Raw genomic sequence first — 21,731 nt, 5'->3', positions numbered from 1 at the left:
GGGTGAAAGGAAGATGCGAAGCGGCGCGACGATAGGCGGGGCTGTCTGGGCCTTGGGCACGATGTCGGGCACCTCTCTCGACGGGGTGGACGCCGCAATGGTGCTGACCGATGGCGAGCGCGTCCTCGATTTCGGCCCGACGGCCTATCGACCCTACACGCCCGCCGAACAGGCCACCATCCGCGCGGCCTTTGGCCAATGGCCGGGCGATGCCGCTGTGCAGGCCGCAGCCGAGGTGGTCGAGACGGCCCATGCCGAACTGATGTCGCGTTTCTCGGGGGCCGAGATTGCGGGCTTTCACGGCCAGACGCTTGCCCATGATCCGCGCGGGCGCGGAACGCATCAGGCGGGCGACGGCGACCTTCTCGCCCGCACGCTCGGCCTTCCGGTCGTCTGGGATTTCCGCAGCAACGATGTGGCGATGGGGGGGCAGGGCGCCCCGCTTGCCCCCTTCTTCCATTTCGCCTGCGCCCGGCAGATCGGGGCTGACAGGCCGCTTGCGATCCTCAATCTTGGCGGGGTGGGCAATGTCACCTGGATCGACCCGCGCCACGGCGCTCCGGAACAGGCGGGCGCGCTTCTCGCCTTCGACACAGGCCCCGCCAATGCCCCGCTGAACGACCTGATGCAACGCCTGACCGGAAAACCGCAGGACGAGGGCGGCGCATTCGCCGCGACAGGGACGGTGGACGAGGCGCTGATTGCCCGCTTCCTCGACCATCCCTATTTTTATCGGATGCCGCCCAAATCGCTGGACCGCAACGATTTCCACGCCGCCCTGCCCACCGGACACCTGTCGCCGCAGGATGCCGCAGCCACCCTGACCGCAGCCAGTGCCGCCGCCGTGGCACGCGGGGCCGAACATTTCCCGACCCCGATCTCGCGGCTTCTGGTCACCGGAGGAGGGCGTCACAACGCCACGCTGATGGCCGAACTGTCGCGCCGCCTGCGTCTCGACGCCGAACCCGTCGAGGCCGCCGGTCTGAACGGCGACATGCTCGAGGCTCAGGCCTTCGCCTTCCTCGCCGTCCGCGTGGCGCGCGGCCTGCCCACGTCTGGCCCCGGCACCACGGGCGTTCCCGCCCTGATCGGCGGCGGAAAGATCAGCCGCCCCGATTGACGCGTCCGGCCCTGCCTGTTGAACGGCCCGCCAAACCCGCGCGGCCCCGTTATTTGCCGCGAAACAGTGCCAGCGTGTAAATCGCAAGGGCGGCCCAGATCATCGGAAAGGCGATGGCGCGGGCAAAACCGAAGGGTTCGTCGAACAGGAACACGGCGGTCAGGAAGATCATCGTCGGCGCGGTATATTGCAGGATGCCGATGGTCGACAGCTTCAGCAACTTGGCGCCATTGGCGTAAAGCATCAGCGGCACCGCCGTCACGATCCCCGCTGCCAGAAGCAGGGTTATGGTCAGCGCGTCGGCGGTAAAGACCGCACCCTCCGTTCCGCGCCAGAGCAGATAGCCAAGCGCAAAGGGCGACAGGATCAGCACTTCCAGCATGAAGCCCTGATTGGGCCCGATGGGAAGCATCTTCTTGAAATAGGCGTAAGCGCCCCAGGACAGGGTCAGCCCCAGCGCGACGACGGGCACTTGCCCCGCCTCGACCGTCAGCACCAGAACGGCCAGCACCGCCAGCCCGATGGCCGCCCATTGCGCGACCGACAGCCTTTCCTTGAGCAGGACCGCCCCGAGGAACACCGAGAAGAGCGGATTGATGTAATAGCCAAGTGCCGCTTCCAGCGCGTGGCCGCTTTGGATGGCCCAGACGTAGATGCCCCAGTTCACCGTGATCAGCGCCGCCGTGACCGCGCCCATCCCCAGCATGCGCGGCGTGCGCAGCGCCGCCCGCAACTCGGCCGTCCGCCCCAGCCAGACCAGCACGGCCCCGGCCACCGGCACCGACCAGACCACCCGATGGGCGATCACCTCGGCCACCGGCACATGGGACAGCGCCTTCATGTAAAGCGGCAGAAAGCCCCAGAGCAGGTAGGCGGCAAGCGCAAAGGCAAATCCGCGCGGCGTGTCGAGATTGGGTTTCGGCGTGTTCATGCCCCTGCCTTACCCCGCCCGAATTGGCCCGACCACGCCCAACTTGTCACCCGCACAATTTGCCCTGCCCGCGCGGGGGGCTGTCTGCCCCCCACGGGCCGCGTTCCGCGACCCTCCCCCCGAGAGTATTTTGGCAAGGATGAAGGGCAAGGATGAAGGGCAGGGAACGGGGCGTTTCGGGGGGCCGCAAAGCAAGACGGCCCCCGAAATCCCGGGGGCCGCCATTGCAGTTTTTGCCTGCGATCAGGCGCGCAGGATCGACCGGCCCGCATATTCGGCCGTTGCGCCAAGGATTTCCTCGATCCGGATCAACTGGTTGTACTTCGCCAGACGGTCCGAGCGCGACAGCGAGCCGGTCTTGATCTGGCCGCAGTTCGTCGCCACGGCGAGGTCGGCGATTGTGGCGTCCTCGGTCTCGCCCGAGCGGTGCGACATGACGTTGGTGTAGCGCGCGCGATGGGCCATATCGACGGCTTGCAGCGTCTCGGTCAGCGTGCCGATCTGGTTCACCTTGACGAGCATCGAGTTGGCGCAGCCCTTGGCGATGCCTTCGGCCAGACGGCGCGGGTTGGTGACGAACAGGTCGTCACCGACAAGCTGCACCTTGTTGCCCAGCGTGTCGGTGAGCAGCTTCCAGCCCGCCCAGTCGTCTTCCGAGCAGCCGTCCTCGATCGAGATGATCGGATAGTCGCGCGCCAGACCTGCAAGGAATTCGACATTCTCTTCGACCGAGAGCGACTTGCCTTCGCCCTTCATCTCGTAGCGGCCGCCCTTGAAGTATTCGGTCGCGGCGCAGTCGAGCGCGAGGTAGATGTCCTCGCCGGGTTTGTAGCCCGCTTTTTCGATGGATTTCAGAATGAAATCAAGCGCGTCACGGGCAGAATTGAGGTTGGGCGCAAAGCCGCCCTCGTCGCCGATGCCGGTGTTGTGGCCTGCGGCCTGCAACTCTTTCTTCAGCGTGTGGAACACTTCCGACCCCATGCGGATCGCGTCGCGGATGTCTTCCGCGCCGACCGGCATGATCATGAATTCCTGAATGTCGATCGGGTTGTCGGCATGTTCGCCGCCGTTGATGATGTTCATCATCGGAACCGGCAACACGCGGGCCGAGGTGCCGCCGACATAGCGGAACAGCGGCTGGCCGGTGACTTCGGCAGCCGCCTTGGCCACGGCGAGCGAGACGCCGAGGATCGCGTTGGCGCCAAGGCGCGATTTGTTCGGGGTGCCGTCCATCTCGATCATGGTGCGGTCGATGCCGACCTGTTCGGTGGCGTCGAAGCCCACGATCTCTTCCGCGATCTCGCCGTTCACCGCGGCGACCGCTTCCAGAACGCCCTTGCCCATGTAGCGCGACTTGTCGCCGTCGCGGCGTTCGTTCGCCTCGTGCGCGCCGGTCGATGCGCCCGAAGGCACGGCGGCACGGCCCATCGCGCCGCTTTCAAGGGTGACGTCGACTTCGACCGTGGGGTTGCCGCGGCTGTCAAGGATTTCGCGGGCGTGGATGTCGATGATCGTGCTCATGGGCGGGGTGCCTCCTATGCCGTGCTATGGCGGGCTGACGAATGGTGCTCTCGCGCGTGCTTTAACGCCTCGCGCCCTGCATGGAAAGTGCGCGTTTGCGGGCGCGCTCGCGGGCAAAGGTGTAAAGACCCGAGCCGATGATGATCAGCCCGCCCAGCAGCGTCAGCCCGTCGGGGCGTTCGGCAAAGACCAGAACGCCGATCCCCACGCCAAAAACCAGCCGCGAATAGCGGAAGGGGGTGATGACCGACATTTCCCCCAGCCGGTTTGCCGCCGTCAGCGCCCAATAGGCCGCAATGCCAAAGGCCAGCGCTCCGCCGACATAGGCCGCCTGACCGCCGCTCGGCATCTGGCTGCCGCCCGAGATGACCAGCATCCCCGCCCCCAGCAGCGCCACGGCAAGGAACCCCCAGACCGAAAGCTGCATCGTGGTGATCGCCGCGGGCATCTTGCGGGTGAACAGATCGCGCGCGCCAAGGCCAAAGACCGCCAGCACCGCCCAAAGCGCGTTCGGGTCGAACCCGTCCAGCCCGGGGCGGATGATCAGCAGCACGCCCAGAAACCCGACGACAATCGCCGTCCAGCGGCGCCAGCCCACCGTCTCGCCAAGGAAAAGCGCGGCCCCCATCGTCACGGCCAGCGGCATCGCCTGCGCCACGGCGGAAACCGTCGACAGCGGGGCGAGCGTCAGGGCGGTGACAAAGCCGTAGGTGCCGATCATCTCGCCCGCGTTCCGGCCCAGCACGGCGGGATGGAACGCCTCGGCCACAAAGGTCCGCTGCCCTTGCATCCGTGCGAAACCGGCAAAGACCGCAGCACCCGCAAGCCCGATCAGCAGCAGGATCTGGCCTGTCGGCAAACCGGCGGCAGCCCATTTGATGAACATGTCCTCGATGGCAAACCCCGCCATCGCCGCGACCATCAGAAGGATGCCGCGCAGATTGTCGCGTGGGTGGTCCATGTTCAGCTTTTCTTGACCGGTATGCCCAACAGCTCCAGCCGGTGCCCGACCAGCCTGTAGCCCAGCCGCTCGGCGATCTTTTCCTGCAAGGCCTCGATGTCGGGGTCGACGAATTCGATCACCTCGCCCGAGTTCACGTCGATAAGATGGTCGTGGTGGTCGCGTTCGGCGTCTTCGTAGCGCGCGCGCCCGTCACCGAATTCAAGCCGGTCCAGCAATCCGGCCTCTTCGAACAGCTTGACCGTGCGGTAGACCGTCGCGATCGAGATGCGCGGGTCGACCTTGACCGCACGGGCGTAAAGTTCTTCCACGTCGGGATGGTCCTCGGCATCGCCGATCACCCGCGCCACGACCCGGCGCTGGTCTGTCATCCGCAGGCCCTTGGCCTCGCAGCGGGCAATGATGTCGGCCATCGGTCGCGCCTTCGTCTCGGTCTTTACCGGCGTTTAAGCCATCCAGCGGGGCAGGGCCAGAGCTTTCCGGCTCGTGCCCGCGCTTGACAGGCCCGCCCGCCCGCCCGAAGGCTGCCGCGCTGCACAAGGAAAAGCACCATGCGCAAGGATCGGCTCGACGGCATCGGCTTTGCCGCCCTTCTCGGGGTCACACTGCTCCTCGGGGCCAACCAGATCATGGTCAAGCTGATCAATCAGGGGCTGCAACCGGTCTTTTTCGCCGGTCTGCGCTCGGTGCTCGGGCTTGGCTTCGTCTGGCTCTGGCTCTGGTTCCGCGGGCGTCCGCCGGTCTTGCGCCGTGCCGACCTGCGCGCGGGGCTGCTGATCGGCACGGTCTTTGCGGCCGAGTTCCTGTTCCTCTTCATCGCGCTCGACCTCACGGCGGTCAGCCGCGCCTCGATCATCTTCTATTCCATGCCGGTCTGGCTGGCCCTTCTGGCGCATTTCGGATTGCCGGGCGAGCGGATCACCCCGTTCAAGGCGGCAGGGCTGGCCTGTGCCTTCGTCGGCACGGCCTGGGCGATCCTGTCGCGCAGCCCCGATACGGCAGGCAGCCTGACGGGCGATCTCTACGCGCTCGGCGGCGCGTTCGGCTGGGCAGCCACCGCTTTCGTCGCGCGCAAGTCGCGCCTGCGCGAGGCTGGTCCCGAGATGCAGCTGTTCTGGATGGTGCTGGTGTCGGGGCCGGTCCTGCTGCTGGTCTCGCCCGCCTTCGGTCCGCTGATCCGCGATCTGCACCCACTACATATTGTGGGTCTCTTGTTCCAATCCTCTATAGTGGTGGCAGGCGGCTTCATCTGCTGGCTTTGGCTTCTGTCAGTCTACCCTTCGGCCACGGTGGCAAGCTTTTCCTTCCTGACGCCGATCTTCGCCATGTTCATGGGCTGGCTGCTGTTCGACGAGCAGATCACGGCGGCGATTCTCGGGGCGGGGGTGCTGGTGGCTGCGGGAATCATGCTGATCAATCGTCGCAGCCCCGCGCCGCAGCCCGTACCGGCAGGGAATCGCCCGTAAATTCCATCCACCGCCGCCGCATCTTTCATCCGTTTTTGCAGCCTCGCGCGGCAAACCTCGCCAAACGCAACGCTTTTCGCGCAACGAACGCGCGATGCCCGCCGATGCCGCACAGGCTTGTCCACAGCTTCGCCCACAGTGGCCATGCGCGGGGCGCTACAACCGCTGCGTGACAAGTCTGCGACAGATTTTCCGTCAAGCACAAAATCCGCGCTTCAGGGTAAATAAACCGTTTGAAATCTCGGGGCACTTACGACACCTTGACGGGGTAGCGAGTAAGGCCACAACATTTAGTGGTCGGTGATAAACGGGCAGATCAATTTGGCATTCCTGAAACGGCGTCTGGTCAGACGCCGGAACCTGTCCCTTCGGGGCTGGGATGCGAGGCTTTGTCCGCATGAAACGGCAACACGACGGGCGAAGCCCGCGGCAGATGAACGGGAGACGGGGCAGATGAAAATCGAACGCAAGTTTACCACCGAGGCCACCGGCGCATACGGCGCCATGGGTTTCGCACTCACCACCTCTGAAATCCGCAATCCCGACGGCAAGATCGTCTTCCGCAACGAGGCAGTCGAAGTGCCCGACGGATGGAGCCAGGTCGCGGCCGACGTGTTGGCACAGAAATACTTCCGCAAGGCAGGCGTTCCGGCGCGGCTGAAGCGCGTCAAGGAAAAGGGCGTGCCCGAATTCCTGTGGCGCTCGGTCCCCGACGAAGCCGCCTTGGCATCGCTGCCCGAAGCTGAACGTTTCGTGGGCGAAACCTCGGCCAAGCAGGTTTTTGACCGTCTGGCAGGCGCCTGGGCCTATTGGGGCGTGAAGGGTGGGTATTTCACCACCGACGCCGACGCCCGCGCCTATTACGACGAGATGCGCTTCATGCTGGCCCGCCAGATGGCCGCGCCGAACTCGCCCCAGTGGTTCAACACCGGTCTGCACTGGGCCTATGGCATCGACGGCCCGTCGCAGGGCCACTACTATGTCGACCACAAGACGGGCGAGCTGACCAAATCCTCCTCGGCCTACGAACATCCCCAGCCGCATGCCTGCTTCATCCAGTCGGTCAAGGACGATCTGGTCGGCGACGGCGGCATCATGGACCTTTGGGTGCGCGAAGCGCGCCTGTTCAAATACGGCTCGGGCACCGGCACCAACTTCTCGTCGTTGCGCGGCGAGGGGGAAAAGCTGTCGGGCGGCGGCAAATCCTCGGGTCTGATGGGTTTCCTCAAGATCGGTGACCGCGCTGCGGGTGCCATCAAATCGGGCGGCACCACGCGCCGCGCGGCCAAGATGGTCATCGCCGATATGGACCACCCCGATATCGAGGCCTTCATCAACTGGAAGGTGATCGAAGAGCAGAAGGTCGCCTCGCTCGTCGCGGGGTCCAAAGCGCACGAGCTGAAGCTGAACGAGATCTTCACGGCGATCCGCCAGTGGGACGGCTCGGCCGAGGATTCGGTCGATCCGGCCAAGAACGGGGCGCTCAAGGCGGCGATCAAATCGGCTAAGAAGGCCATGATCCCCGACACCTACACCAACCGCATCCTGCAATACGCAAAGCAGGGCTTCACCAGCATCGAATTCCCCACCTATGACGTCGACTGGGACTCCGAGGCCTATATCACCGTTTCGGGCCAGAACTCGAACAACTCGGTCCGCGTGACCGATGCCTTCCTCAAGGCCGTGCAGGCCGATGACGACTGGGCGCTGATCCGCCGCACCGACGGCAAGGTTGCCAAGACCGTCAAGGCGCGCGAGCTGTGGGATCAGGTCGGCCACGCCGCTTGGGCCTGCGCCGATCCGGGCATCCAGTTCCACGACACTGTCAACGCATGGCACACCTGCCCCGAGGACGGGGCGATCCGCGGGTCGAACCCCTGCTCGGAATACATGTTCCTCGACGACACGGCCTGCAACCTTGCGTCGATGAACCTGCTGACCTTCTTCAAGGACAACCGCTTCGACGCGGAAGCCTATATCCACGCCACGCGCCTCTGGACCGTGACGCTGGAAATCTCGGTGATGATGGCGCAGTTCCCCTCGAAGGAAATCGCGCAGCTTTCCTACGACTTCCGCACCCTCGGTCTTGGCTATGCCAATATCGGCGGCCTTCTGATGAACATGGGCCTTGGCTATGACAGCAAGGAAGGCCGCGCCCTTTGCGGTGCGCTGACGGCGATCATGACCGGCATCTCCTACGCCACCTCGGCCGAGATGGCGGGCGAGCTGGGCGCCTTCTCGGGCTACAAGCGCAACGCGCATCACATGCTGCGCGTCATCCGCAACCACCGCAACGCGGCCTATGCGCGGGATGATTTCGACAGCGTCAACGTGAAGCCGGTCTTGCTGGACCACGCGAACTGCCCCGACCAAACCCTTGTCGCCCTTTCGAAATCCGCTTGGGACGAGGCGCTGGCCCTGGGCGAGAAGCACGGCTACCGCAACGCCCAGACGACCGTGATCGCCCCCACCGGCACCATCGGTCTGGTCATGGATTGCGACACCACCGGCATCGAGCCCGATTTCGCGCTGGTCAAGTTCAAGAAGCTTGCGGGTGGCGGCTATTTCAAGATCATCAACCAGTCGGTTCCGGCGGGTCTCGAGGCTTTGGGCTATTCCTCGTCGCAGGTGGCCGAGATCGTGGCTTATGCCGTGGGCCACGGCTCCATCGGCAACTGCCCCGGCATCAACCACACCGCGCTGATCGGCCACGGCTTCGGCCCGCGCGAGCTGGAAAAGATCGAAAGCGCCCTGCCGTCGGCCTTTGACATCCGCTTCGTCTTCAACCAGTGGACGCTGGGCGAGGATTTCTGCAAAGGCACCCTCGGCATCCCGGCCGAGAAACTGGCCGACCCCACCTTCGACCTGCTGAAGCACCTCGGTTTCACCAAGGCGCAGATCGACGCGGCGAACGACCATGTCTGCGGCACCATGACACTCGAAGGCGCGCCCTTCCTGAAGCCGGAGCATTACTCGGTCTTCGATTGCGCCAACCCCTGCGGCAAGACGGGCAAGCGTTACCTGTCCGTCGAAAGCCACATCCACATGATGGCGGCGGCGCAATCCTTCATCTCGGGCGCGATTTCCAAGACGATCAACATGCCGAACTCGGCCACGATCGAGGAAACGCTGGCCGCTTACGAGCTGTCGCATTCGCTGGGCATCAAGGCCAACGCCCTCTACCGCGACGGCTCGAAACTCTCGCAGCCGCTGGCATCGGCGCTCGTCGAAGATGATGAAGAGGCCGAAGAAATCCTCGCCACCGGCTCGGCACAGGAAAAGGCCGCCGTTCTGGCCGAGAAGATCGTCGAGAAGATCATCTACCGCGATGTGATCCGCACCAACCGCGAAAAGCTGCCGGAACGCCGCAAGGGCTATACCCAGAAAGCCATCGTCGGGGGCCACAAGGTCTATCTGCGCACCGGCGAATATGGCGACGGCCGCTTGGGCGAGATCTTCATCGACATGCACAAGGAAGGTGCCGGCTTCCGCGCGATGATGAACAACTTTGCCATCGCGGTCTCGGTCGGCCTGCAATACGGCGTGCCGCTGGAAGAGTTCGTCGAAGCCTTCACCTTCACCCGCTTCGAACCGGCGGGCATGGTGCAGGGCAACGACAGCATCAAGAACGCGACCTCGATCCTTGACTACATCTTCCGCGAACTGGCGATCAGCTACCTTGACCGCACCGACCTCGCGCATGTCAAACCCACCGGCGCGGCCTTTGACGACCTTGGCCGCGGCGATGACGAGGGCAAGCGCAACTTTGGTGAAGTCAGCGAGAACCAGGCCTCGAAGTCCATCGAGATGCTCAAGTCGATCTCCTCGACCGGCTACCTGCGCAAGCGCCTTCCGCAAGAACTGGTGGTGTTCCAGGGCGGGCTGGCCTCGAGCCTGCAACCCACGGGGTCGGATGCCGTCAGCATGACGAGCTTCGTCGAAACCTCGATGACCGCGCTGTCCACCGGCACGGTCAGCATGGACGCCCGCACCAAGGCAAAGATGCAGGGGTATGAGGGCGATCCTTGCGGCGAATGCGGCAACTACACGCTGGTCCGCAACGGCACCTGCATGAAGTGCAACACCTGCGGCGGCACGAGCGGCTGCTCCTGATCCGCAAGCGCAAAGCACAATGGAACGGGGGGCGCTACCCCCCCGTTTTCATTTCACGATCAAAGGCTTGCACCTCAATCCTCATCCGCGGCCAATTGCGCCAGAACCGCGCCCTTGCCGCGCAGGCGCATGATCCACGGCACCACCAGCGCCAGCGTCGCCGCCAGCAGGATGCCCGCCGCGACGGGGGTGGAAACCAGCGTGCTCCAATCCCCCTGCGAAATCGCCAGAGCGCGGCGCAACTGTTGCTCGGCCATCGGCCCGAGGATCAACCCCACCACCGCAGGCGCGATGGGATAGCCGTAAAGCCGCATCAGAAAGCCGAGGATGCCGAACACCAGCAGCATCGACAATTCGACCGGCGAAGGGTTCATCCCGATGGTCCCGAGCGTGGCAAAAAGCAGGATGCCCGCATAAAGCCACGGGCGCGGGATCATCAGCAGGCTGACCCACAGCCGGATCAGCGGCAGGTTCAGCACCAGCAGCATGACATTGGCGATCAGCAGGCTTGCGATCAGCCCCCAGACAAGCTGCGGCGAGGTGGCAAAGAGCAGCGGCCCCGGTTGCAGCCCGAATTGCTGGAACCCCGCCAGCAAGATCGCCGCCGTGGCCGAGGTCGGCAGGCCCAGCGTCAGCAAGGGCACCAGCGTTCCGGCGGCCGAGGCGTTGTTCGCGGCTTCCGGCCCGGCTACCCCCTCGATGGCGCCATGCCCGAATTCCTCGGGGTGCTTGGTCAACCGCTTTTCGGCCGCATAGGACAGCAGCGTCCCGATCTCGGCCCCGCCTGCGGGCATCGCCCCGATGGGAAAGCCGATCACGGTGCCCCGCAACCACGGCTTCCACGACCGCGCCCAATCGGCCCGCGTCATCCAGACCGACCCTTTGATCGCGATGATCCCGTCCTCGGCCCTCTGGCCCTGCGACGCGACGAAAAGCGCCTCACCGATGGCGAACAGCGCCACGGCCAATGTGGTCACCTCGACCCCGTCCAGCAATTCCGGCACGCCGAACGACAGCCGCGCCTGTCCGGTCAACTGGTCGATCCCCACCAAGGCCAGCGCAAGCCCGATGAAAAGCGAGGTCAGCCCCTTCATCGCGCTGTCGCCAAAGGCAGCCGAGACGGTGACGAAGGCCAGCATCATCAGCGCGAAATACTCGCGCGGCCCGAAGACCAGCGCCAGCTTCACGACATAGGGCGCAAGAAAGGCAAGGGCGAGCGTGGCGATCAAGCCGGCCACGAAAGAGCCGATCGCCGCCGTCGCAAGCGCAGGCCCGCCCCGTCCCGCCCGCGCCATCTTGTTCCCCTCGAGCGCCGTGACGATCGAGGCACTCTCTCCCGGCGTGTTCAGCAGGATCGACGTGGTCGATCCGCCATACATCCCCCCGTAATAGATCCCCGCGAACATGATCAGCGACCCCGCAGGGTCAAGCCCGTAGGTCACCGGCAGCAGCAGCGCCACCGTCAGCGCAGGCCCGATGCCGGGCAGAACGCCCACGGCCGTGCCCAGCGTCACCCCGATCAGCGCATAAAGCAGGATCATCGGGTCCGAAGCGACGGCCAAACCCTGCAACAGGAAATCGAATGTCGACATGGCCTAGCCCCCGAAGATCAGGGTTTCCAGCAACCCCGCAGGCAGTTTCAGCTTCAAAAGCTGGTCAAAGACGCCATAGATCGCAAGCGCCAGCCCGACACCCACGGGAACCGTGACCAGCAGCCTGCGGCGGCCGAAACCCGCCGCCGTCAGCGCGAACAAAAGCCCCGAGGCGATGGAAAAGCCAGCGCTGCGCAGCAGCAGGATCTGCAGCAAAAGCCCGCCGACGATCCAGACGACCGGCCCCATATGCGGCCTTGCGATAGGGTCAGCCCCGGTCTTCACCGCCGTCCAGAGATGGGCAGCAGACAGGGCGAACAGCCCGATCCCGATGAAACGGGGCAGGGCACCCGACCCGATTCCGGCATAACCGCCCTTGTCGGGAATGACGGCGGCCTGCCAGACCAGCAGGCCCCCCAGCAGCGCCAGAGCGACGGCGATGGTCAGCGCCGCCCCATCGGGGCGACGCTTGGTTGCGGTCAGGACGCGGATCATTGCACCAGACCGATGTCTTTCAGGATCGCGGTCGTGGTTTCGATCTCTTTCGCCAGCTGGGTGTCGAACTCGGCACCCGCAAGATAGGTGTTCGCCCAGCCCTTGGTTTCCAGCATCGCCTTCCACCCCGCCGAATTGGCCAGCTTGTCCACATCGGCGGCAACGGCGGCCTTCTGCTCGTCGCTCAGGCCCGGTGCGGCGGCGACCATGCGCCAGTTCTGCACGTTCACGTCATAGCCCGATTCCATCAGCGTCGGCGCATCCGTGCCCGGCCATTTCTCGGCGGTGGAAACCGCCAGCATCCGCATCGTGCCCGCTTCGACCTGCGGCAGGAACTCGCCCACACCCGAGATGCCGACCGTCACCTGATTGCCAAGGATCGCCGCCAGCGCCTCGCCGCCGCCCGAAAAGGCGACATAGTTGATTTTGGTCGGGTCGACCCCCGCCGCCTTGGCCAGCAGCCCCACGGTGATGTGGTCCACACCGCCCGCCGAACCGCCCGCCCAGCTGACCGAACCCGGATCGGCCTTCATCATCTCGACCAGCCCGTTGATGTCCGTGATCGGGCTGTCCGCCGAAACGGCGATCCCGACCGCCTCGCCGGTCAGGCGGGCAATCGGGGTCACATCGGCCAGCGACACGGGCGAGGCATTGGTCAGGATCGCCCCCACCATCACATAGCCGCCGACGATCAGCTGCGCCGGATCTCCCGCGGCGGTCGAGGCGAATTGCGCAAGGCCCACGGTCCCGCCCGCGCCCGGCACGTTCTGCACCTGCACCGATCCGGCGATCCCTTCGGCCTGCATCACCTCTTGCATGGCGCGCGCGGTGCTGTCCCAGCCGCCGCCGGGGGCTGCGGGGGCCATGATCGTGTAGTCATTGGCAAAGGCGGGCAGGGCGACCGCAGCCGCAAAGACCGCGCCCAAAAGCGTGTGTTTCATGTCGTGACTCCTCCCAGAGCGTTGTCATCCCAGGCGGCACCTCCCCGTGCCGTCCCCGCCGACAGTTGCGCAGGCCAACCTGTCAGGAAGCTGACAAGGCCCGTTTCGCTCTACTCGCCCTGCAACGCCTCGTGCCACAGCCGTATCAGCCGCCGCCGCTTGGCCTGATCCAGATAGACCAGCACTCCGGGGCTGACCGCGACGGGGCGCAATTGGTCACCCAAGGCCGCCTGCATCGCCTGCGCGCTGTTCGCCCCCGACACCCGAAGGCTGACCGCTGGCAGACGCAACCGTTCCGACAGCAGCGTCTGCCCCTCTTGCCCCATCAGAAAGCCCAGAAACGCCCGTCCCGCCCCGGCATTTCCCGCCGCCCTCGGCACCAGCGCAACGCGCGAGACGACCACCGTAAAATCCTTCAGCAGCACCAAGCCAAGGTCGGGCGCATGCAGCGCCCGGTCGGCGGCATAGGATCCGAGGATGTTGTAGCCAAGAACCAGCCGCCCGTCCGCCACACGGTCGATGATATCCTGACTGGTGGGAAAGGTCTGCAATCCCGCTTCGGCCATGCCTGAAAGCAGCGACCAGATGTCGGGGAAATGTTCGGCATCGCGGGCAAGGAACAGATAGCCGACGGCTGACCGCTCGATGTCATAGCTGCCGATCCGCCCCCGCATTTCCTGCGGTACATGGCGCAGCCAGTCCATCAACTCCAGCCGCGACTGCGGCGGTCCATCGGGAAAGCTCGGCTTGTGATAGACCAGCACCGCCGGCTCGAAGGTCAGGGCAAAGGCCGTATCCTGCCATGCGGCCCAAGCGGGCCAGCCCCGGGCCTCGGGCACATCGACCGCTTGGGCATATCCGTCATTGGCCAGCTTCAACTGCATGTCCATCGCCGATGAAAAGACGAAATCCGCCGTGGGCTTGCCCGCCCGGGTCTCGTCGATCACCCGCGCGGCGATCTCGCCTGCCAGCAAATCCTCGTAGCGCACCGCAATATCCGGATGGCCCGCCTGAAACGCCGCGATCAACGGCTCGGCCAGGGGCGTGTCGAGCGTGGAATAGATCACCAGTTCCTCGCCCCTGCTGCCGTCCCGCGCGGGGAAACCGGCAACCTCTGCCGCGGCGGGACCGGACAGGACTGCGCAGAAGGAAAGGACCAGAAGCGCCCGTGCCATGTTTTCCACGATGCCCGATGCATGACCGGTTCACAACCGCAAGCCCACGCCCTAGCCTGACGGGGTGGAGGATGCGATGCGTTTGCTGCTGGTCGAAGACGATCTTCCCTTGGCCGAATCCCTTCTCGCCCTGCTGACGCAGGCGGGCTACGCCGTCGACTGCGTCCACGACGGCGCCTCGGCCGAGGCTTTGGCCGCCGCCGAACAGTTCGATCTGGTGATCCTCGATCTGAACCTGCCGCAGATGGACGGGCTTGCCGTCCTGCGCGCCATGCGCAACCGCTCGAACCTTGCCGCCGTGATGATCCTGACCGCACGCGGCGCCGCCGAGGATCGCGTGCGCGGGCTCGACCTCGGGGCCGACGACTATATGGCCAAACCCTTCGACGTGCGCGAATTCGAAGCCCGCGTCCGCTCGCTTCTGCGCCGTCAGGCGGGGTTGCGTTCGTCCACCGTCACGATGGGCGCGCTGACGCTCGATCTGACCAGCCGCCAGTTCACCATCCATGACCAGCCGCTCGATCTGCCGCCCCGCGAAAGGGCGCTTCTTGAACTTCTGGTCGTGCGCGCGGGCAAGGTGGTGACCAAAGAGGCCATCGTCCAGTCGCTCACCACGCTTGACGACATCCTGTCCGACAACGCGATCGAGCAATATGTCTCGCGCCTGCGCCGCCGCATCGCGCCAATCGGGCTTGGCCTGCGCACCGTGCGCGGAATCGGCTACCTGCTGGAAAAGGCGGCCGAGGGCGGATGAAATCCTATTCCCTCCGCCGCCGCCTGCTGCTCTGGCTGTTTCTGGCCACGCTTCTGATCGGCATCGCCGCCCTCTTCGACACCTGGCGCGAGGCGCTGCGCACCGCCCAAGGCGTGTCGGACCGCGTCCTCGTCGGCTCGGCCCTCGCGATTGCCGAGCGGGTGACGGTCGATGAAACCGGCGTGCTCGAGGTGGATCTTCCCTATTCCTCGCTCGAAATGCTCACCTCGACGGCACAGGACAAGGTGTTCTACCGCGTCGACGGTCCCGTGGGCCGCTTCCTGACCGGATATGACGATCTTGCCGTCATCCCCGCTCCGGCCGGCGGGGTCGCCTTTGCCGACGGGCGCTACAACGGCGTCGGCATCCGCAGCGCCACCCTGATGCGCGAGGTCTCGACCGGCGAACGCTCGATCCCCTTTGCCGTCACCGTGGCCGAATCGACCCTTGCCCGCGCCGCGCTGGCCCGCGCCATCCTGCTGCGCTCGGCGCTGCGTCTGGCGGTTCTGATGCTGGGCGTTGCCGTCGTGGTCTGGGTCGCCGTCACCCTTGCCCTGCGCCCGCTCGACCGGCTAGGTGCTGCCATCGCCGAACGCTCGCCCGACGACCTTCGCCCCGTCCGCGCCGATGTCCCCGACGAGGTGGCGCCCCTGCTCGCAGCCATCGACAGTTTCATGGCCCGCCTCGACAAGGCTTTGGCGGCCCTGCGCAACTTTACCGGAAACGCCAGCCACCAGTTGCGCACGCCTTTGGCGGTCGTCCGCACCCAGCTTGCCCTGATCGAGCGCAGCCCTACACCGGGGCAAAGCGCTGCCGCCACGGCCAAGGCGCAGACCGCGCTTGAACGGGCCGAACGGGTGCTTGCGCAACTTCTCCTTCTCGCGCGGGTCGATGCCGCCGCGGGCGGCGCGGCGCTGCAAAAGGTCGAGATTGTCGCCACCGCCAAGGACCTGACCGCCGCGATGGTGCCCCAGGCTCTTCAACGCGGCATCGACCTTGGCTACGAAGGCCCCTCCGAGGCCTTCGCCCTTGCCGAACCCGTCCTCTTGTCGGAAATGCTGCGCAACCTGATCGACAACGCGCTGTCCTATGCAGGCACTGGCGCGGTCGTGACCGTGCGGATTGCGGCAATGCCCCAGGGGCTGCACCTCGAAGTCGAAGACAACGGCCCCGGATTGCCGCCGGACCTTCTGACCACAGCCAACCAGCCAAGGCGCGGCGCATCGCGCGGGCAGGGCGCCGAAGGGCAGGGCGGGCATGGTCTTGGCCTTGCCATTACGGCGGAAATCGCAGCCCTCTTCGGTGCGGGCCTGACCCTCGGCGCCGGTGCCAACGGGCGCGGCCTGCGCGCCTCGGTCGTTCTGGCCCGCGCAACCTGATCGCGCCGACCGCTTGCGCACCGCCTGCAAACAAGGCCGGCCGGCGGGCAGGGATCGCTTCGGAATATTCACTCAGGGAAAAATATTTGACAGAGAATGCGCCCCACCGTTAGCGTTCCGTCAAACAGGGCAAAGGGTACTTTCCAAAATGTCAGAACAAGCGAAGAAAACCGTGAAAAAGCGCGTCGCGGTCATCGGGGCGGGGCCGTCCGGCCTTGCACAACTGCGCGCTTTCCAGTCGGCAGCGGCCAAAGGGGCCGAGATTCCCGAGATTGTCTGCTTCGAAAAGCAGGCCAACTGGGGCGGGCTGTGGAACTACACCTGGCGCACCGGCCTCGACGAACACGGCGAACCCGTGCATTGCTCGATGTATCGCTATCTCTGGTCGAACGGGCCGAAAGAAGGTCTTGAATTCGCTGACTATTCCTTTGAAGAGCATTTCGGGAAACAGATCGCCTCCTACCCGCCGCGCGCCGTGCTTTTCGACTATATCGAAGGCCGCGTAAAAAAGGCCGGCGTGCGCGACTGGATCCGCTTCTGCACCCCCGTCCGCTTCGTGAAATACGACGAAAAGACCGGCCTCTTCACCGTCACCGTCCACGATCTCGTGGCTGACCGGATGTATGAGGAAATCTTTGACAACGTCATCGTCTGTTCGGGCCATTTCTCGACCCCGAACGTCCCCGAATACCCCGGTTTCGCGCAGTTCGGCGGCCGCGTGCTTCACGCCCATGATTTCCGCGACGCGATGGAGTTCAACGGCAAGGACATCCTGATCCTCGGATCGTCCTATTCGGCCGAGGATATCGGCTCGCAATGCTGGAAATACGGGGCGAAGTCGATCACGGTCGCCTATCGCAACGCGCCGATGGGCTTCAACTGGCCCGACAACTGGAAAGAGGTGCCGAAACTGGTGCGCGTGGATGAAACCACCGCCTATTTCGCCGATGGCACCAGCAAGAAGGTCGATGCGATCATTCTTTGCACCGGCTACAAGCACCACTTCCCCTTCCTGCCCGACGACCTGCGCCTCAAGACGGCGAACCGTCTTGCCACCGCCGATCTCTACAAGGGCGTGGCCTGGGTGCATAACCCCAAGCTCTTCTACGTCGGCATGCAGGACCAGTGGTTCACCTTCAACATGTTCGACGCCCAGGCCTGGTGGGTGCGCGATGCCATCATGGGCCGGATCGCCATTCCGTCGGACAAGGCGGTGCTGCTGAAAGACGTCGCCGACCGTGTCGCGGGCGAGGATGCGGGTCAGGACGCCCATGACGCGATCCATTATCAGGGCGATTACGTCAAGGAACTGATCGCCGAAACCGACTACCCGTCCTTCGACGTCGACGGCGCCTGCGAGGCCTTCTTCGAATGGAAGGACCACAAGAAGGAAGACATCATGGGCTTCCGCAACCATGCCTACCGTTCGGTCATCACCGGCACGATGGCACCCATCCACCACACCCCGTGGAAGGATGCGCTCGAAGACAGCATGGAAGCCTATCTGCGCAACTGAACCCGGCCACCGGTCCGGACTGAAACGGGGGGCCACGATGCGAGTCGTGGCCCCTTTCCCTTCCGCGATTCGTAAGACGGAACCTGCGCCCCGGCAGGTTTTGCCGCAGGAATAACGCTACTCTGACGCCTGCTTTCGCATCAAATAACGCGGGAATCGCAGATCAAAGGAATATTTTTTGCCCTAAGGTGAAAAAATGCTTTGCGCCCGCCACGCCCTCGCCCAAAGTCTGCGCAGGGGAAGGCATCGCCTCCGCTCCATCCGGGGCCAAGGCCACAGGACGCGCGCGAACCTTTCCCGCAACAATCCGGACGGCAAACGTCCGGCAAGGACCAGAACAAACCGCAGACCGGACGCCGAGGGGAAACCGGCAAGGACACTGCGGACAACAGGGAACAAGGGAGTTCTAATTCATGTCTGCTGAAGATAACGCCGGTGGTCTCCACCGCGCGCTCGACTGGAAAGGCGCCTTCTGGGTCGCCGCCGGTGTCCCGCCGCTTGTCCTCTTCTCGCTTGGCGGTATCGCCGGCGTGGCGGGGCAGGCGGCTTTCGTCGTCTGGATCATCTCGATGTGCATGGGCTTCGTGCAGTCCTTCACCTATGCCGAAATGGCCGGGATGTTCGGCAACAAATCGGGCGGCACCTCGGTCTACGGGGCGACGGCATGGCTGCGCTATTCCAAGCTGATCGCGCCGCTTTCGGTCTGGTGCAACTGGTTCGCCTGGTCGCCGGTGCTGTCGCTCGGCTGCGCCATCGCGGCGGGCTACATCCTGAACGCGCTGTTCCCGATTCCGGCCGCCGAAAGCCAGATGGTGCTTGACTGGGTCGCGGCCAACATCGGCAATTACACCGCCGAAACCGCATCGGTCGTCGATTACATCGCCGCCAATGCCGGAACGGCACCCGCCGATGCCATCACCGCCGTCGCCACCGCCGATGCGGTCGCCGCGCTGACGCCCGCCTTCCGCGTCTGGGAAGCCTTTGCGATCAACGTGCCCGGCCTTGGCACGCTGCACATCAACTCGACCTTCGTGATCGGCGTCGTCATGATGGCGCTGATCTTCGCGATCCAGCACAAGGGCATCGCCTCGACCGCTTCGGCGCAAAAGGTGCTGGCGATCATCGTTCTGGTGCCGCTCTTGCTGGTCGGCATCGTCCCGATCTTCACCGGCCAGATCGACTATATGAACGTGACCGACATCGTCCCGCCCTCGGGCGCCTATTCCGGCACCAACGGCGCTTGGGATATCGGCGGGTGGACGCTGTTCCTCGGCGGTCTCTATATCGCCGCATGGTCGACCTACGGCTTCGAAACCGCCGTCTGCTACACCCGCGAACTGCGCGACCCCAAGACCGACACCTTCAAGGCCATCTTCTACTCGGGCCTTCTCTGCGTCGTGTTCTTCTTCCTGATCCCCTTCTCGTTCCAGGGCGTTCTGGGGCACGAGGGCATGCTTGCCACCGGCATCGTCGACGGCACCGGCATCGCCGAGGCCTTGGGCGGCATGCTCGGCTCGAACAAGATCGTCATCCAGATCTTCGTGGTGCTGATGATCCTTGCCCTGTTCCTTGCCATCATGACCGCGATGGCCGGCTCCTCGCGCACGCTCTATCAGGGCTCGCGCGATGGCTGGCTGCCGAAATACCTGAGCAAGGTGAACAAGAACGGCGCGCCGACCGGGGCGATGTGGACCGACTTCGGCTTCAACGTCATCCTTCTGGCGCTGGCATCCGATGTGGGCGGCTATTTCTACGTGCTCGCCATCTCGAATGTGGGCTACATCCTGTTCAACTTCCTCAACCTCAACGCAGGCTGGATCCACCGCATCGACAGCCCGCATCTGGAACGCCCGTGGAAAGCGCCCACCGCGCTGATCTACTTCAACGGCGGCCTTGCCTTCGTGAACGCGCTCTTCCTCGGCGCGGGTGCAAAGGTCTGGGGCTATTCCAACGCGCTCTGGTCGGGCCTGATCTTCGCGGCGCTGATCCTGCCGGTTTTCTACTGGCGGCATTACATCGTCGACAAAGGCCATTTCCCGAAAGAGGCGATGGAAGACCTTGGCCTTACCGATCACGGTGACCTCGGCCCGCGTCGGGCAGGGATCTGGCCCTATGTCGCGCTGGTCGCAGGGGCTGCCGTGGTGCTTTGGGCCAACTGGTTCTTCGTGCTTCCGGGCTGACAAGTCCCTGCACGATACGGAAAGGGCGGCTCCGGCCGCCCTTTCCTGTTTCCGGGGACAGGAAAGGGGGGCTTTCCGCCCCCCTCGGGCCGCGTTCCGCGCCCCTCACCCCCCGAGGATATTTGGGGCAAGAGGAACGGGACGGAGTGCTGCTTTCATGCTCGTCCAAATATCCTCGGGTGAGGTCCGGAGAGGGCAGACAGCCCTCTTCGGGGGCAGGGCCGCGCGGCGCGACAGGGCGCCGAGAATCGCCCCCTCGTGCCACAGGCCCGCTCTGCCCAAAAGGCGGGCAGTGGCAGGCTGTTCCGCGACAGCCTGTCGCCCGTTTCCGGCAAAAATTTTCTCTCAGAGGAAAAACTTTTGCACATGAATGTTGATTTCTGCCCCGCTTCGGGAAACACTCGCCCCAAAGCAAAATTCCGACAGGGGGGAATGGCATGACGAATTCATGGAGATTTTCGACGCTCGGCGACCGGCACCGCGCCTTGGGGTCCAACCTCGAGGACTGGTCGGGCATGGGCACGGCCTGGAGCTATGACGGCGATCCCGATGCCGAATACATGGCGATCCGCACCAAGGCGGGGCTGATGGATGTCTCGGGTCTGAAAAAGGTCCATATCACCGGTCCGGCCGCCAGCCATGTGATCGAACGCGCCACGACGCGGAACATGGAAAAGCTGATGCCGGGCCGTTCGGTCTATGCGACCATGCTGAACGACGCGGGCAAGTTCATCGACGATTGCGTGATCTACCGCACCGGACCCAACGCCTTCATGGTCGTCCACGGCTCGGGCGGCGCGCATGAGCAGCTGACCATGGCCGCCACGGGCCGCGACGTTGCCATCCGCTTCGACGACAACCTGCACGATCTGTCGCTGCAGGGTCCGCTTGCCGTCGACTACCTTGAAAAGCACGTGCCGGGCATCCGCCAGCTGCCCTATTTCGCGCAGATGCAGACCAGCCTTTTCGGCAAGCCTGCGATGATCTCGCGCACCGGCTACACGGGCGAGCGCGGTTACGAGCTGTTCGTGCGCGGACAGGACGCCCCGATGATCTGGGACCGCATCCTCGACGAGGGCAAATCGATGGGGATCATCCCCTGCCGTTTCACCACGCTCGACATGCTGCGCACGGAAAGCTACCTGCTCTTCTTCCCCTTCGACAATTCCGAGATGTATCCCTTCGACAACGAAGGCCCCGGCGACACGCTCTGGGAACTCGGCCTCGATTTCACCGTCTCGCCCGGCAAGGTCGGCTTCCGTGGCGCGGAAGAGCATTACCGCCTCAAGGGCAAGGAACGCTTCAAGATCTGGGGCCTCAAGCTCGAGGGAACCAACGTCCCGGGCAACGGTGCTCCGGTGTTCCAGAACGGCAAGAAGGTCGGTGTCGTGACGCAGGCGATGTATTCGCCGCTGAACAAGCACAACATCGCCATTGCCCGCCTGCCGGTCGATTGCGCCAACAACGGCACCAAGCTGGTCGTCAACTGCGCGACCCACGGCGAAATCGCCGCGACCAGCCATTCGATGCCCTTCTATGACGTCGAGAAGAAACGCCGCACCGCCAAGGACTGACGATATGGGGGCG

At 64.7% G+C, this 21,731-nt stretch carries 16 protein-coding genes; 8 read left to right on the top strand and 8 right to left on the bottom strand.

What is annotated here, in order from left to right; translation table 11 throughout:
- Nucleotides 1–13 precede the first annotated feature (13 nt).
- Nucleotides 14–1,120: an anhydro-N-acetylmuramic acid kinase gene (locus H7F16_RS09990; protein ID WP_185797407.1), complete on the top strand. Its 1,107-nt coding sequence runs from the start codon at nt 14–16 to the stop codon at nt 1,118–1,120.
- Between the two features lie 49 nt (nt 1,121–1,169).
- Here the strand turns inward: H7F16_RS09990 and rarD are convergent, their stop codons facing one another.
- The 4 genes from rarD to H7F16_RS09970 form a co-directional block, all read right to left on the bottom strand.
- On the bottom strand, nt 1,170–2,051 hold the full coding sequence (rarD, locus tag H7F16_RS09985) for an EamA family transporter RarD (protein ID WP_185797406.1): 882 nt from the start codon (nt 2,049–2,051) through the stop codon (nt 1,170–1,172).
- A gap of 243 nt (nt 2,052–2,294) precedes the next feature.
- Nucleotides 2,295–3,572 (bottom strand): phosphopyruvate hydratase, encoded by a 1,278-nt coding sequence (eno, locus tag H7F16_RS09980; RefSeq protein ID WP_185797405.1) that lies wholly within the window; start codon nt 3,570–3,572, stop codon nt 2,295–2,297.
- A 61-nt stretch (nt 3,573–3,633) separates the two neighbouring features.
- A complete protein-coding gene (locus H7F16_RS09975) occupies nt 3,634–4,533 on the bottom strand; it encodes a DMT family transporter (RefSeq protein WP_185797404.1) in 900 nt (299 codons plus the stop codon).
- A gap of 2 nt (nt 4,534–4,535) precedes the next feature.
- Complete coding sequence (locus tag H7F16_RS09970; protein ID WP_185797403.1) at nt 4,536–4,946, bottom strand: Fur family transcriptional regulator; 411 nt, start codon at nt 4,944–4,946, stop codon at nt 4,536–4,538.
- A gap of 138 nt (nt 4,947–5,084) precedes the next feature.
- Here H7F16_RS09970 and H7F16_RS09965 point away from each other — a divergent pair, with 138 nt between their 5' ends.
- Together H7F16_RS09965 and H7F16_RS09960 are read left to right on the top strand one after the other, a co-directional pair.
- Complete coding sequence (locus H7F16_RS09965; RefSeq protein WP_185797402.1) at nt 5,085–5,999, top strand: DMT family transporter; 915 nt, start codon at nt 5,085–5,087, stop codon at nt 5,997–5,999.
- A 453-nt stretch (nt 6,000–6,452) separates the two neighbouring features.
- Nucleotides 6,453–10,112 (top strand): vitamin B12-dependent ribonucleotide reductase, encoded by a 3,660-nt coding sequence (locus tag H7F16_RS09960; protein ID WP_185797401.1) that lies wholly within the window; start codon nt 6,453–6,455, stop codon nt 10,110–10,112.
- Between the two features lie 74 nt (nt 10,113–10,186).
- On the opposite strand, the gene H7F16_RS09955 is transcribed toward H7F16_RS09960, so the two are convergent.
- From H7F16_RS09955 to H7F16_RS09940, 4 genes are all read right to left on the bottom strand, one after another.
- Nucleotides 10,187–11,704: a tripartite tricarboxylate transporter permease gene (locus tag H7F16_RS09955; RefSeq protein WP_185797400.1), complete on the bottom strand. Its 1,518-nt coding sequence runs from the start codon at nt 11,702–11,704 to the stop codon at nt 10,187–10,189.
- Nucleotides 11,705–11,707: 3 nt separating this feature from the next.
- Nucleotides 11,708–12,199 carry a tripartite tricarboxylate transporter TctB family protein gene (locus H7F16_RS09950; protein WP_185797399.1) on the bottom strand — a complete coding sequence of 164 codons (492 nt, stop codon included), beginning with the start codon at nt 12,197–12,199 and terminating at the stop codon, nt 11,708–11,710.
- Complete coding sequence (locus H7F16_RS09945; RefSeq protein ID WP_185797398.1) at nt 12,196–13,140, bottom strand: tripartite tricarboxylate transporter substrate binding protein; 945 nt, start codon at nt 13,138–13,140, stop codon at nt 12,196–12,198. The genes H7F16_RS09950 and H7F16_RS09945 overlap by 4 nt, the downstream gene beginning before the upstream one ends.
- Before the next feature lie 110 nt (nt 13,141–13,250).
- The gene (locus H7F16_RS09940; protein WP_185797397.1) at nt 13,251–14,315 is read right to left on the bottom strand and encodes an ABC transporter substrate-binding protein; all 1,065 of its coding nucleotides are present in this window, start codon (nt 14,313–14,315) and stop codon (nt 13,251–13,253) included.
- Between the two features lie 76 nt (nt 14,316–14,391).
- On the opposite strand from H7F16_RS09940, the gene H7F16_RS09935 reads away from it, so the two are divergent.
- The 5 genes from H7F16_RS09935 to H7F16_RS09915 all read left to right on the top strand — a co-directional run bounded on the left by H7F16_RS09935 (nt 14,392) and on the right by H7F16_RS09915 (nt 21,718).
- On the top strand, nt 14,392–15,069 hold the full coding sequence (locus tag H7F16_RS09935; RefSeq protein ID WP_185797396.1) for a response regulator: 678 nt from the start codon (nt 14,392–14,394) through the stop codon (nt 15,067–15,069).
- Entirely contained in the window at nt 15,066–16,448 is a 1,383-nt protein-coding gene (locus H7F16_RS09930) for a sensor histidine kinase (RefSeq protein ID WP_185797395.1), read from the top strand. The genes H7F16_RS09935 and H7F16_RS09930 overlap by 4 nt, the downstream gene beginning before the upstream one ends.
- A gap of 172 nt (nt 16,449–16,620) precedes the next feature.
- The gene (locus H7F16_RS09925) at nt 16,621–17,964 is read left to right on the top strand and encodes an NAD(P)-binding domain-containing protein (RefSeq protein ID WP_338401988.1); all 1,344 of its coding nucleotides are present in this window, start codon (nt 16,621–16,623) and stop codon (nt 17,962–17,964) included.
- Nucleotides 17,965–18,377: 413 nt separating this feature from the next.
- Nucleotides 18,378–20,144, top strand: a complete 1,767-nt coding sequence (locus tag H7F16_RS09920) for a trimethylamine N-oxide permease (protein WP_185797393.1) — start codon at nt 18,378–18,380, stop codon at nt 20,142–20,144.
- A gap of 437 nt (nt 20,145–20,581) precedes the next feature.
- On the top strand, nt 20,582–21,718 hold the full coding sequence (locus H7F16_RS09915; protein WP_185797392.1) for an aminomethyl transferase family protein: 1,137 nt from the start codon (nt 20,582–20,584) through the stop codon (nt 21,716–21,718).
- The last annotated feature ends 13 nt before the right edge of the window (nt 21,719–21,731 follow it).

It is taken from the genome of Paragemmobacter straminiformis (assembly GCF_014243445.1).
GTDB classification, from domain to species: domain Bacteria; phylum Pseudomonadota; class Alphaproteobacteria; order Rhodobacterales; family Rhodobacteraceae; genus Paragemmobacter; species Paragemmobacter straminiformis.
Note: the sequence above shows the minus strand (reverse complement) of the source record. Positions and strands in the feature narration are given on the sequence as shown.

Excerpts from the sequence above, each read along its gene's own strand:
- H7F16_RS09990 (WP_185797407.1), top strand. The coding sequence starts at position 14 with ATGCGAAGCGGCGCGACGATAGGCGGGGCTGTCTGGGCCTTGGGCACG.
- rarD (WP_185797406.1), bottom strand. The coding sequence starts at position 2,051 with ATGAACACGCCGAAACCCAATCTCGACACGCCGCGCGGATTTGCCTTT.
- H7F16_RS09945 (WP_185797398.1), bottom strand. The coding sequence starts at position 13,140 with ATGAAACACACGCTTTTGGGCGCGGTCTTTGCGGCTGCGGTCGCCCTG.
- H7F16_RS09975 (WP_185797404.1), bottom strand. The coding sequence starts at position 4,533 with ATGGACCACCCACGCGACAATCTGCGCGGCATCCTTCTGATGGTCGCG.
- H7F16_RS09955 (WP_185797400.1), bottom strand. The coding sequence starts at position 11,704 with ATGTCGACATTCGATTTCCTGTTGCAGGGTTTGGCCGTCGCTTCGGAC.
- H7F16_RS09935 (WP_185797396.1), top strand. The coding sequence starts at position 14,392 with ATGCGTTTGCTGCTGGTCGAAGACGATCTTCCCTTGGCCGAATCCCTT.
- H7F16_RS09930 (WP_185797395.1), top strand. The coding sequence starts at position 15,066 with ATGAAATCCTATTCCCTCCGCCGCCGCCTGCTGCTCTGGCTGTTTCTG.
- H7F16_RS09915 (WP_185797392.1), top strand. The coding sequence starts at position 20,582 with ATGACGAATTCATGGAGATTTTCGACGCTCGGCGACCGGCACCGCGCC.
- H7F16_RS09965 (WP_185797402.1), top strand. The coding sequence starts at position 5,085 with ATGCGCAAGGATCGGCTCGACGGCATCGGCTTTGCCGCCCTTCTCGGG.
- H7F16_RS09970 (WP_185797403.1), bottom strand. The coding sequence starts at position 4,946 with ATGGCCGACATCATTGCCCGCTGCGAGGCCAAGGGCCTGCGGATGACA.
- H7F16_RS09950 (WP_185797399.1), bottom strand. The coding sequence starts at position 12,199 with ATGATCCGCGTCCTGACCGCAACCAAGCGTCGCCCCGATGGGGCGGCG.
- H7F16_RS09920 (WP_185797393.1), top strand. The coding sequence starts at position 18,378 with ATGTCTGCTGAAGATAACGCCGGTGGTCTCCACCGCGCGCTCGACTGG.
- H7F16_RS09960 (WP_185797401.1), top strand. The coding sequence starts at position 6,453 with ATGAAAATCGAACGCAAGTTTACCACCGAGGCCACCGGCGCATACGGC.
- eno (WP_185797405.1), bottom strand. The coding sequence starts at position 3,572 with ATGAGCACGATCATCGACATCCACGCCCGCGAAATCCTTGACAGCCGC.
- H7F16_RS09940 (WP_185797397.1), bottom strand. The coding sequence starts at position 14,315 with ATGGCACGGGCGCTTCTGGTCCTTTCCTTCTGCGCAGTCCTGTCCGGT.